Below are 11,644 nucleotides of genomic sequence, written 5' to 3'. Positions count from 1 at the left end.
ACCCATGCAAACACTTGAATTTGAAGTTGGCCCTTGTGCCAACCCTGATCGCAACATAGGCAGCGGCCTGGTCGGCGTCGTCGGCTCTGGCAATCTGGAAGTACTGTTTGAACCGGCAGAACTCGACGACAAGGTAAAGTTCGTGATCGAAACCTCGGTGCATGGTTTCGATGAAACCTGGCGTGCTGTTACGCGCACCTGCGCCGAACGCTATCGCCTCGCCAACCTCGTCATTACCATCAATGATGCGGGCGCAACTCCGGCCGTCGTCAGCCTGCGCCTGATGCAGGCAGTCGAAGAATTCCGAGGTAACGCATGAGCGGCGCACATAAAAGTTTCCTCGAACGCACTGCACGCCAGCGTATTGCCGACTTGCTGGATGCCGGCAGTTTTGCAGAAATCCTGCCACCTGCAGAACGTCACTTCAGTCCGCACTTGCCAGTGCTGGGGCAGCCGGTCGCATTTGACGATGGCATCGTGATTGGTTCCGGTTTGCTGAGTGGTGCCAAAGTCTTGATCGCTGCGCAGGAACCGGCCTTCATGGGTGGCTCGGTTGGTGAAATCCACGGTGCGAAGTTAACTGGTTTGCTGGAGCGTGCGGTAGAACAGCGTCCGGCGGCGGTATTGCTGCTGCTCGATACGGGTGGCGTGCGTTTGCATGAAGCGAATGCAGGCTTGATCGCGATCTCTGAAATCCAGCGCGCGGTATTCGAAGTCCGCAACGCCGGCATACCGGTCATCGTGATGATAGGTGGCTCCAACGGTTGTTATGGCGGCATAGGCATCGTCGCCAAATGCTGTGATCACATGATCATTTCGGAAGAAGGTCGCCTTTCCGTCTCCGGCCCTGAAGTCATAGAAGCTGCCAAAGGCGTGGAAGAATTCGACGCCCGTGATCGCGCGTTGGTGTGGCGCACCATGGGCGGCAAGCATCGCTACCTGATGGGCGATGCCGACCTCATCGTGCCGGATGACATCGCCGCTTTTCGCGATGCAGCAGTCAGCCTGCTCGGTGTTTCGCGTCCACTCACACTGGAAAGCGTCACGCAGGAACACGCGGCCTTGAAGAATCGCATGGAGCGTTTCTCTGATTGCGCCGATGCGACGCAAATCTGGCAGGCGCTGGGTGTGGCCGATGCGAAGAATGTGCCGCTGGCAGAGATACCCGAGTTCCTGGAAATGAGCGCACACGTGCGGAGGGAAGAACATGCTTGAGTGGAAAGAATTATGTGATCAGTTGTTCCCGCAAGGGCATACGGTCACGGCCAGTGGCCAGGTGTTGACCGGACAGGGACGTGTAGGCGATGTAACGGTGGCGGTGGTAGGCACGCTGGATCACGCCGCTATTGGTGTTGATATCGCGCTGCAATTGTCCGAGGCCGTGATCGCCATCATGAACGATCAGCCACGCATACCTATCCTCATGCTGGTCGATACACAGGGACAGCAGTTGTCGCGCCGTGATGAATTATTAGGCAACAGCCCTTTCCTCGCGCACCTGGCGAAATGCTTTGCGGTGGCGCGTACGCGTGGTCATCAGTTGCTTAGCGTGGTCTATAGCGAAGCAGTCAGTGGCGGTTTCCTCTCGCTCGGCATGATTGCAGATGAAACCTATGCGGTACCCGGTGCACAGATACGCGTGATGGCGCTGCCTGCAATGTCACGCATCACCAAGCTACCGCTGGAAGAGCTGGAAGCTTTGTGCCGTAGCTCGCCCATACTTGGTCCAGGCGCACATAACTTCGTCGCACTCGGTGCCGTCGAAGAAATCTGGGAAGGTCCGCTGAATCAGTGTTTGCTGAACGCGCTTTCCAGCAAGAACCGGCTGGACCAGCGGCGCGCCCTGGGTGCCAGTCGCGGTGGCCGCACCGGCGCTGCACGGGTGGCGCAACTGGTGCGCGAACACTGACGGAGGCTGACATGATCGCGCCGCAATCATCGTCTTTCGTATACAAGCGTCATTCACGCGTCTGGCTGAACTGGCCGGAAGCTGCCGAACGCATGCATGTGCAGGATGGCGTGCAGGCCGCTGCGATACATCAGCACGCGGCGCGTGGCTTGCCCTTCGTCGCGCGCAGTCGTCAACCCGGTGACCGGCTCGATATGGTGCAACTGGGCTTGCGCCTGCCGCGTACCACCGACCAGCGTTCACTGGCATTTTGCGTGCCGGCATCGGTGGTGCGCGAAGCGAGTGATGCGATGACTTTGTCGGAAGCCCTGCTGCAGCAAACGCCGTTGCCAGCCGGCTGGTATGACACGCTGATACATCTGCAGACGGATGCGGCCAAGCTGGGCCTGACCTTGCGTATCTATGGTTCGCTGGCCTGGCAATGCGTGACCGGTACGCCCTACCTGGCGGACAACTCGGATGTCGATTTGTTGCTGGCACCGGCTACGCTGGAGCAGGCGCATGCCGGTTTGCGCTTGCTGGATGCAGTGGAAAAAGAAGGTCGCGTGCGCCTCGATGGTGAAATGATTTTCCCGGATGGTCGTGCCGTCGCGTGGAAAGAATTGCTGGCGAACACACGACTGGTCATGGTCAAAAGTAATGAAGGCGTTGCACTGGCAACACTGGAATCAGTATGGAAGCAATCGGCATGGCATTGATCGCAAGCACTGCGCACAGACTCCGCACGCAACAGGTGGCACGGGCGGCCGTGCGCGCGCTGTACGACGAGATGTGTCTGTATCCGAAGCCGGGGCTGGTCAGCAAAACGGATAACGGCAGTCACGATGACATGCAGGCTGCCACCTTTATCAAAAGCCTGTTCAGCCTGCGCCATTACTTCGCAGCGATTTATCAGGCGGGTACGCGCGATGCAGACTTCGCTGAACTGACGCGTCTAGGCATCGCAGCGGAAGCGACCATGTTGCGTGCGACTGCAGGTGTGAACACGCATCGCGGTGCCATCTTCAATCTTGGTTTGTTGTGCGCGGCATTAGGCAAGGCGGATGCCGCCGCTTTGCCTAATGCTGATCTCGCGCAGATTGTGATTGATAGCTGGGGTGCAGACATCAAGCTGGCCGACAGCAAGGACATGAGTTCCAGTCATGGCAACCTGGTGTGCCGCAAATATGCGGTCGGTGGTGCGCGTGGTGAGGCGGCGGCTGGCTTTCCGCATGTCTTCAAGATAGGTTTGCCAACCCTGGCGGCGATCCATCAGGCCGGTGGCAATGCCGTGGCTGCGCGTTGCCAATCCTTCTTCGCCATCATGGCGGCGCTGGAAGATACCAATCTATTGCATAGGGCCGGAGCCGATGGTTTGCACTATGCACGCACTTCAGCGATTTCCTTCCTGGCCGAAGGCGGCGTGTTCGCGGCGAACTGGTTGCAACGTGCGAAGCACATCCATCAGGCATTCGTCGCGCGTAGTTTGAGTCCGGGTGGTTCAGCCGACTTGCTGGCAGCGACTTTATTCATTGCAGCGTTGACTGAGCGGACGGCGGTGATATGAGCGGCCTGGCGATCGCGTGTCCGGGGCAGGGTGCGCAGCATACTAAGATGTTCGATCTCGCGCTGCAATCGGAAGCAGCGTGCGACTGGCTGGAAGTCTATTCCGCAACCACTGGCGTGGATGTCGTTGCGCTGGCTGCCAGCGGTGAGAATTTATTCAGCAACCGCAACGCGCAATTGCTGATCTGTGGTGCCGAGATCGCGACCTGGACTGCATTGCAGGAACGCTTGCCACAACCGGAAGTATTCATCGGTTACAGCGTGGGTGAACTGGCGGCCTATGGCTGTGCCGGGGCGTGGAACGTGAAGGAGCTGGGCTTGTTGGTGCCGCAGCGTGCATTGCTGATGGATCAGGTCGCACCAGCTCATGCGGGTATGCTGGCAGTCAAAGGACTGGCAGCGACAGCGCTGGATGACATCTGCAAATGTTACAACCTTGAGTTGGCAATCATCAATGCAGATGATCACTTTGTGCTGGGTGGTGTGCGGCAGAAAATAGAACTGGCAGCAGCGGAAATTACAGCCGCCGGTCACTGGTGCAAGGCGCTGGATGTGGCGATACCCTCGCATACCTCGGTGATGCGGGCCGCGGTGCCACCCTTCCGCCATTTGTTGACGACAGTGCCTGCGCGCACGCTGACAGCGCCGGTGCTGGCTGGCATCAATGGCCTCGCTGGTGCGGAAGCGACGATAGCGAATACCTTGTCGGCGCAGATCGCGGAGCCGGTGCGCTGGCAGGATTGTATGGAGACGACGCTGGAACGCGGCGTCACTGTCGTACTGGAACTGGGGCCCGGCCGCGCGCTGAGCCGCATGTTCGACGAGCTGGGCGCGACGGTGGAGGCGCGCTCGGCAGAAGATTTTCGTACCCTCGACGGCATCGTCAAATGGGTGGAGACCAGGCTAGCCTGAACATAGAAACAAAGAGAAAAATATTTATGGCGACTAACCGTATTGCAGTCAAACCAGTATCCATCGGGCCGGAACTCACGCCGACCCGACAACCTTTACCCTCGCCGCGACCATCCGTCGCGAGCTCGTCTGAACGCGCCTATCTGCGCATAGAGGAAGCCATCGTCACGATGGAAATCCAGCCGGGCACCGATGTAAACGAAGCCTTTCTCAGCGATGTCGCTGGCTTTGGCCGCACACCGGTACGTGAGGCTGTGCGCAAGCTGTGCTTCGAACACTTACTGGTAGTGAAGCCCAAGCGCGGCATCTTTGTGACCGAAGTCGATCCGGTCGCGCAGCTGCGCCTGCTGGAAGTGCGTCGTGAAATAGACCGGCTGGTATTCCAGCATGCGGCGCGGCGTGCCACGCCTGAGCAGCGCCGCCAGTTTGCGCTGCTGGGTGACAACTTCCGCCGAGCTTCTGCGGCGAATGACAAAATGCTCTTCATCCGTAACGATAAAGAGTTCAATGAACTGTGCCTCAACTGCGCACGCAATGAATTCCTCACCGACAGCCTGCGTTCCATCCAGGGCTTGTCACGGCGCTTCTGGTTTTGTCATTACAACAGCTTCGATTACCTGTCGGTCACGGCCTTGCTGCACGCCGGGGTGGCGGAAGCGATTGCGTATGGCAATGTGAACCTGGTGAGCGAGGCGACCGAACGCCTGGTTGATAGTGCGGAAGCGCTGGCGCGTAAAGTGGCGGCGCAGCAAGGTGTGCTGGATGAACATGACGCCATCGCGGCTGATCCATCTGCCCATTAAGCACGAAGTAATTTGGTTGTGAGGCAGGCCGTATGGCCTGCCTTTTCATTTCTCTCCCGCTGTCACACTGCAGTAGGGCACTTCCCTTAGAATATCTGGTCGAAAGTCGGCGGCATATCCTGCCCGCTTAACTGTCCTGCTTATTCGCCCCCTATGCATATATTTACCTACGGCTCGCTGATGTTTCCGGAAATCTGGCAGCGGGTCGTGCGCGGCAATTACCTTTCGGCAACAGCAACGCTCAGCGATCACGCCCGCTATGCGCTGGCCGACGACACCTATCCCGGCATGGTGGCGCAGGCGGATGCGGTGGTGCAAGGCGTAATTTATTATGATGTGACGCCGCAGGACGTGGCCGCACTGGATCAGTTTGAAGGCAGCGAATATCGCCGCCAAGATGTCGATGTTGTAATAGAATCAGGCGAAACCGTGATAGCGTGTACTTACATCTTTTTGGCTGAACAGCGTCTTTCCGGCTTGCCGTGGGAGCCGCAGGCTTTCCAGATGTCGCGTTTCATAGGGACGTATTGCAGCGACAAAATGGGCGGATGAGGGCTGGCTAGCCAGTATAATTCCGTCTACGTTTATTCCAATTCAATATTCGGTCTTGTACCGTCAGAAACAACTCCATGCTCGCAGCACAAAAACAACGCCTCACCGAACTCTTCCAAGCCGCCGTCGCACCGTTGGTGGCCGGTACCGATTTGCAGCCGAACATCACGCTGGAACGTCCGCGCGACCCCAGCCACGGCGATGTCGCCTGCAACCTGGCGATGCAAATTGCTAAGCCGCTCAAGAAAAATCCACGCGAAGTAGCGCAGGCGCTGGTCGCCGCCCTGCTCGATAATCCGGCCAACCCTGACTTGATCGAATCGGCTGACATCGCCGGTCCGGGTTTCATCAACCTGCGCCTGACCGCAGCGTCGCGCCAGGCTGTGGTGAAAACCGTATTGCAGCAAGGTGCCGAGTTCGGCAAAAGCAATCTGGGTAATAACAAAAAAGTCATCATCGAATTCGTCTCCGCCAACCCGACCGGTCCGCTGCACGTCGGCCACGGTCGCCAGGGTGCATTGGGCGATGCCTTGTCTTCGCTGTTTCAGGCGCAAGGCTATGACATTACCCGCGAGTTCTATTACAACGATGCCGGTGTGCAGATCGCGACCCTGGCTACTTCGGTACAGGCACGCGGCCGTGGTTTGAAACCGGGTGTCGAAGGCTGGCCGGAATCAGCCTACAACGGCGACTACATCCAGGACATCGCAAACGACTTCCTGGCGAAGAAGACAGTCTCCGCCAGCAATGGCGAGCCGGTCACCGCCAGCGGCGACATCAACGACATCGAATCGATACGCCAATTCTCCGTGACCTATCTGCGTCGCGAGCAGGATTTGGACTTGCAAGCCTTCGGCGTCAAGTTCGACAACTACTACCTCGAGTCTTCGCTCTACGCTGACGGCAAGGTAGAAAAAACCGTGCAGGCGCTGATCAAGGCTGACAAGACCTACGAACAGGATGGCGCGCTGTGGTTGCGCACCACCGACTACCGCGATGACAAAGATCGCGTAATGAAGAAATCCGACGGTACTTATACCTACTTCGTACCCGACGTCGCTTATCACACCGTCAAATGGCAACGCGGCTTTACGCAAGCGATCAACGTCCAGGGCAGCGACCACCACGGCACCATCGCACGTGTGCGCGCTGGCTTGCAGGCTCTCGACATCGGTATCCCGCAAGGCTATCCCGACTACGTGCTGCACAAAATGGTCACCGTCATGCGTAACGGCGAGGAAGTCAAAATTTCCAAGCGTGCCGGTTCCTACGTCACGCTGCGCGACCTGATCGAATGGTCGAATGGCGAAACCGTGGATGGTGAAGTCCGTGACCTGACCCGTGGCCGCGACGCCGTGCGTTTCTTCCTCATCTCGCGTAAGGCCGATACCGAATTCGTATTCGACGTCGATATCGCATTGACGCAAGGCGATGAAAACCCGGTCTACTACGTGCAGTATGCCCATGCGCGTATCTGTTCGGTGCTTGCACAATGGACAGACGGCGATGAAGCCAGCCTGACCAATGTTGATTTGTCGCCGCTGACCGCACCGCGCGAAGCAGCGCTGCTGGCCAAGCTCGCCGAATATCCGGAAACCCTGCAAAAAGCACTGGAAGAACTCGGCCCGCACCAGGTCGCTTTCTACCTGCGTGACTTAGCAGGCGAATTGCATAGCTACTACAATGCAGAACGTGTATTGGTAGATGATGAAGCACTGAAGATGGCGCGTATCGCCCTCATGAGTGCAACACGACAAGTATTGCGTAACGGCCTGGCCCTGATCGGTGTTTCGGCACCGGCGCGCATGTAACAGAAAATTTGAGATGAGAGATATGAGCAAGCAGGATATAAACAAGCTGAACATGAAAAAGCAGGCGGGCGGTACATTGCTCGGCCTCATCCTCGGCCTCATTATCGGTTTGGGTATTGCGGTCGGCGTGGCGCTGATGATTTCCAAAACGCCGCTGCCGTTCACCAACAAAACCGGCGCGCAGCCGGAACGTTCGACGCAGCTGCCGCCAGCGACCAACGACCTGTCCGATCCGAACAAACCTTTGTACGGCAAGAAGCAGCCTAAACCTGCGGAAACGACAGACCCGGCCGCTCCTGCCGCACCGGCAGCGACGACCACACCTGCAGCCCCGGTCGTAGACAAATCGACACTGGCCAAGGAAAAAGCCCAGGCTAAAGTCGAAGCTGCAGCCAAGGCTGAAAGCGATGAAAAATGGATTTACTATCTGCAGGCTGGTGCGTTCCGTGAACGTGCCGATGCAGAAAACATGAAGGCAAAACTGGCATTATTAGGTTTCGAAGCAAGCGTCTCTGCCTATCAAGCCGATACCGGTGCATTGCACCGTGTACGTATCGGTCCATTCGGCCAATTGGAAACAATGAACCGAGTGCGTGGCAAGCTGTCTGATAACGGCGTCGATGTCGCAGTGGTGCGCATTGGCAAATAACTGAAAGGGATTTACATGCGTTTTATTCAACACCTGTTGGCTGTCGCAAGTCTGAGTTTGTTTGCCGCGACCGCTGGCGCTTCGCCAACCGCTCCGGTTAATGGCACCGATTACCGTACGCTGGAAAAAGCCCAGCAAGTCGACAGCGGCAAAAAAGTCGAAGTCACCGAATTCTTCTGGTACTCCTGCCCGCATTGCAGCGCGCTCGAACCATCGCTCGAAGCATGGGTGAAAAAGCAAGGCGACAAAATCAACTTCAAGCGCGTACCAGTTGCCTTCCGCGACTCCTTCATCCCGCAACAAAAGCTCTACTACACGCTGGAAGCACTGGGCTGGGTTAACGCCCTGCACGGCAAAGTATTCCGCGCCATCCACGTAGAGCGTCAACCGCTGGATACCGACAAGCAAATCGCTGACTTCATCGCCAAGCAAGGCGTAGACACGAAAAAATTTGCTGAAACCTACAACTCCTTCGGCATCCAGTCCAAAGTACAACGCGCAACCCAACTGCAAGGCGCATACAAGGTTGACGGCGTACCGATGATCGCGATTGACGGTCGTTACATCACCTCGCCATCCATCGTCGGCGCATCGCTGGGCAACCGACCGGAAGCCATCTTGCACGAAGCTACCCTGCAAGTCATGGACTGGCTGGTTACCAAATCGGCAAAGTAAAATCACCGTGCTGAGTACTCAGCACATCGCAGCATGAGTAAAATCCGCAACTCGCAAGATTGCGGATTTTTTATTGGGGAACGGCCATGACAACAAACCGGCAACGCGTATTCATCACAGGTGCATCCAGCGGATTGGGTGCGGCGCTGGCGCGTAAATACGCAGAGCAAGGTGCAGTGCTGGGACTGGTAGCGCGGCGTCGCGAGATGCTGCAGGCACTGGTGGCAGAGTTGCCACACGTAGCTGATCATCAGATCTACGCACTGGACGTCAACGACCATGCTGCGCTGACACAAGCCGCGACTGACTTCATCGCGCACGCGCAAGGGATAGACATCGTCATCGCGAACGCGGGTATCTCGCGTGGCACGCTGACTGAGTATGCGGAAGACTTGCAGGTCTTTGAGCAGGTGTTTGCTACCAATGTCACGGCGACGGTTGCGACCTTCTCACCCTTCATTGCGACCATGCAGGCGCAAGCCGCAGCCGGGCATACCAGCTGTCGCCTGGTTGGCATAGGCAGCGTGGCGGGCATACGTGGCTTGCCGGGAGCAGGTGCTTACAGTGCGTCGAAGTCGGCTGTCATCAGCTACTGCGAATCGCTGCGGGTGGAGTTGAAAAAGTCCGGCATCAAGGTCGTGACGATAGCGCCGGGTTACATCGATACACCTATGACGCAGGTGAATGATTACGCGATGCCCTTCTTGATGCCGGTGGAGAAGTTTGCTGAAGTGGCGACTGCCACGATAGCTGCGGGCTGCAGCTATCGGGTGATTCCTTGGCAGATGGGAGTGGTGGCTAAGGTGCTGAGGTTGCTGCCTAATTGGGCTTATGATTTTTTGTTTGCTAATGCGCCGAGGAAGGCTAGAAAGCTTTAGTTTCTTCGCTAATACCAGTCTTTCTTCGTGATGACTTGCCGGGTGTGGCCCGGCGGCCACTCACTTTCTTTGCTTCGCCAAAGAAAGTAAGCAAAGAAAGGCGACCACGGCGCCGCTTCCCCTGCGGGGTTCCCGTTTGTGGGAGACAAAAAATGGGAAGTGGGCGAAACTCGCTGCGCTCAAACACACCCACTTCTTTTTCCATTTTCTGTCCCCCACAAACGGCATCGTCACAGTGGAATTCAAAAGCGGCAGATGAAGTTAAGGCATGAGGATTTGAGTTGCAGTATTGTCGATTCGCGTTCAATAAACCTGAAACCGTATCACCCCATCCTCACCAATAATCCGCTTCAACATCCCATCTTTCCAAAGCTTGTGCAAATGTGCGAGCGCCTCACCCAGCGCGAAACTCAGCTGATGTGAATCCAGTTTGCGCACAAACATAATCGGTACGATGTCCGCTGCCGATTGTGGTGTGACGCAGGCCTTAAGTACTTCTTCCAGTCGCGCTGCATGGTGGTCAAACAATTGCTGTATGCGCGTATGCAATCCACGGAATGGTTTGCCGTGTGACGGCAGTACCAGCGTGTCTTCCGGCAGGTCTTTGTACTTCAGCAGTGAGTCCAGGTATTGCTGTACCGGATTCGATTCGGGTTCTACAGCGAATACCGAGACGTTGGTTGAGATGCGTGGCAGCACCATGTCGCCGGAGATTAATAAGTTAAGGTCTGCACAGTACAGTGCAGCATGTTCCGGTGCGTGGCCGAAGCCGGTGATGACGCGCCAGGCGTGATCACCTATGCGGAAGTTTTGCTGATCATGCATGCGTATGTATGAAGTCGGTACGCTAGGTACCAGCGTCGGGTAGTAGCTGCGGCGGCCTTCCAGCTCGGCCAGCATTTGCGGATCAGCCAGGCCATGACGTTTGAAGAACGGGAACATCGAGGTGCCGTCCGCGCCGGGTAAGGCGGCGGACATCATGCGGGCGAAGGTGTATTCACCTGTTGTCATCCACAGTGGCACGTTCCAGCGACTGCAGATCCAGTCAGCCAGGCCGACATGGTCGGGATGGCAGTGGGTGGCGATGACGCGCACTATCGGCAAGCCTTCCAGCTGCGTGGCGAAGATGGTTTCCCAGGCGGCGCGGGTGGCGTCGTTGGAGATGCCGCAGTCGATCACGGTCCAGCCGCGTACCTTGCCATTTTCACCTTCGTATTCATCGGCCAGCAGCCACAGGTTGATGTGGTTGAGGGCGAAGGGCAAGCCCATGCGTAGCCACTTGATGCCAGGCATTACCTCGAATGTGCTGCCAACGTCTGGCAACGTGTCGTCAAATGGATAGGCTAGTTGTGCTTCAAGCAAATTCATCGCGGTCCCGTATCAATCCAATAAGATTCACATTCCCGGTAGGCGCGCCTACAATAGCCGACGGAAATGCATGACGTCATTCTACGGTGTTCGTTCGGATTACGTCATTGCAACTTGAACAAGCAGGACAGAAGATGGCAAAAACAATCACGACGGCTTGCCCCTGCGGCAAAGGCGATTATGCGACGTGCTGCAAACCGTATCACGACGGCACGCCTGCGCCGACTGCCGAAGCACTGATGCGCTCGCGTTACAGCGCGTATGCACTGGGTCTGATGCACTATGTGCACGCGACTTGGCACGCATCGACCCGTCCGCCACTGACCGATTTTGTGCATGATGCCGCCACCAAATGGCTGGGGCTGGAAGTGCGCAAGTTTGTACCCGGGCAGGATGAGGCGACGGTTGAATTTGTCGCGCGTTCGAAGAGCGGTGGTCGTGCCCAGCGTTTGCACGAGATCAGCCGCTTCGTACGCGAAGACGGACGCTGGTTTTATATAGACGGCGTCTTCCCCGAATAAATTATTGCAGAGAGGCAGACA

Annotated in this window: 14 protein-coding genes; 13 read left to right on the top strand and 1 reads right to left on the bottom strand. The window is 57.1% G+C overall.

Annotated features, from left to right (window positions below):
* Nucleotides 1-4: 4 nt before the first annotated feature.
* The 12 genes from mdcC (at nucleotide 5) to H7U06_RS00610 (ending at nucleotide 9,734) form a co-directional block, all read left to right on the top strand.
* Nucleotides 5-319, top strand: coding sequence for a malonate decarboxylase acyl carrier protein (gene mdcC, locus H7U06_RS00665; protein ID WP_175624315.1), 315 nt, complete (start codon nucleotides 5-7; stop codon nucleotides 317-319).
* A complete protein-coding gene (locus H7U06_RS00660; RefSeq protein WP_175624314.1) occupies nucleotides 316-1,215 on the top strand; it encodes a biotin-independent malonate decarboxylase subunit beta in 900 nt (299 codons plus the stop codon). Before mdcC ends, H7U06_RS00660 begins: the two co-directional genes overlap by 4 nt.
* Nucleotides 1,208-1,909 (top strand): biotin-independent malonate decarboxylase subunit gamma, encoded by a 702-nt coding sequence (locus H7U06_RS00655; RefSeq protein WP_175624313.1) that lies wholly within the window; start codon nucleotides 1,208-1,210, stop codon nucleotides 1,907-1,909. The genes H7U06_RS00660 and H7U06_RS00655 overlap by 8 nt, the downstream gene beginning before the upstream one ends.
* A gap of 11 nt (nucleotides 1,910-1,920) precedes the next feature.
* Nucleotides 1,921-2,607, top strand: coding sequence for a malonate decarboxylase holo-[acyl-carrier-protein] synthase (gene mdcG / locus H7U06_RS00650; protein ID WP_175624312.1), 687 nt, complete (start codon nucleotides 1,921-1,923; stop codon nucleotides 2,605-2,607).
* Complete coding sequence (mdcB, locus tag H7U06_RS00645; RefSeq protein ID WP_175624311.1) at nucleotides 2,598-3,455, top strand: triphosphoribosyl-dephospho-CoA synthase MdcB; 858 nt, start codon at nucleotides 2,598-2,600, stop codon at nucleotides 3,453-3,455. The genes mdcG and mdcB overlap by 10 nt, the downstream gene beginning before the upstream one ends.
* Nucleotides 3,452-4,366 carry an ACP S-malonyltransferase gene (locus tag H7U06_RS00640; protein ID WP_255485051.1) on the top strand — a complete coding sequence of 305 codons (915 nt, stop codon included), beginning with the start codon at nucleotides 3,452-3,454 and terminating at the stop codon, nucleotides 4,364-4,366. Before mdcB ends, H7U06_RS00640 begins: the two co-directional genes overlap by 4 nt.
* A gap of 26 nt (nucleotides 4,367-4,392) precedes the next feature.
* Nucleotides 4,393-5,169: a GntR family transcriptional regulator gene (locus H7U06_RS00635; protein WP_175624309.1), complete on the top strand. Its 777-nt coding sequence runs from the start codon at nucleotides 4,393-4,395 to the stop codon at nucleotides 5,167-5,169.
* A 153-nt stretch (nucleotides 5,170-5,322) separates the two neighbouring features.
* Nucleotides 5,323-5,721 (top strand): gamma-glutamylcyclotransferase family protein, encoded by a 399-nt coding sequence (locus tag H7U06_RS00630; protein ID WP_175624308.1) that lies wholly within the window; start codon nucleotides 5,323-5,325, stop codon nucleotides 5,719-5,721.
* Nucleotides 5,722-5,798: 77 nt separating this feature from the next.
* On the top strand, nucleotides 5,799-7,532 hold the full coding sequence (argS, locus tag H7U06_RS00625; RefSeq protein ID WP_175624307.1) for an arginine--tRNA ligase: 1,734 nt from the start codon (nucleotides 5,799-5,801) through the stop codon (nucleotides 7,530-7,532).
* Between the two features lie 52 nt (nucleotides 7,533-7,584).
* Nucleotides 7,585-8,181, top strand: a complete 597-nt coding sequence (locus tag H7U06_RS00620) for an SPOR domain-containing protein (protein WP_175624306.1) — start codon at nucleotides 7,585-7,587, stop codon at nucleotides 8,179-8,181.
* Between the two features lie 15 nt (nucleotides 8,182-8,196).
* Nucleotides 8,197-8,856: a thiol:disulfide interchange protein DsbA/DsbL gene (locus H7U06_RS00615; protein WP_175624305.1), complete on the top strand. Its 660-nt coding sequence runs from the start codon at nucleotides 8,197-8,199 to the stop codon at nucleotides 8,854-8,856.
* Nucleotides 8,857-8,942: 86 nt separating this feature from the next.
* Nucleotides 8,943-9,734 carry an SDR family oxidoreductase gene (locus H7U06_RS00610; protein WP_175624304.1) on the top strand — a complete coding sequence of 264 codons (792 nt, stop codon included), beginning with the start codon at nucleotides 8,943-8,945 and terminating at the stop codon, nucleotides 9,732-9,734.
* 303 nt (nucleotides 9,735-10,037) lie between these two features.
* On the opposite strand, the gene H7U06_RS00605 is transcribed toward H7U06_RS00610, so the two are convergent.
* Entirely contained in the window at nucleotides 10,038-11,102 is a 1,065-nt protein-coding gene (locus tag H7U06_RS00605) for an MBL fold metallo-hydrolase (protein WP_175624303.1), read from the bottom strand.
* Between the two features lie 134 nt (nucleotides 11,103-11,236).
* Here H7U06_RS00605 and H7U06_RS00600 point away from each other — a divergent pair, with 134 nt between their 5' ends.
* Nucleotides 11,237-11,623, top strand: a complete 387-nt coding sequence (locus tag H7U06_RS00600; RefSeq protein WP_175624302.1) for a YchJ family protein — start codon at nucleotides 11,237-11,239, stop codon at nucleotides 11,621-11,623.
* Nucleotides 11,624-11,644: the final 21 nt, after the last annotated feature.

This window comes from Herminiimonas sp. Marseille-P9896 (assembly GCF_903993245.1).
In the GTDB taxonomy this organism is placed as follows: Bacteria; Pseudomonadota; Gammaproteobacteria; order Burkholderiales; family Burkholderiaceae_D; genus Oxalicibacterium; species Oxalicibacterium contaminans.
Note: the sequence above shows the minus strand (reverse complement) of the source record. Positions and strands in the feature narration are given on the sequence as shown.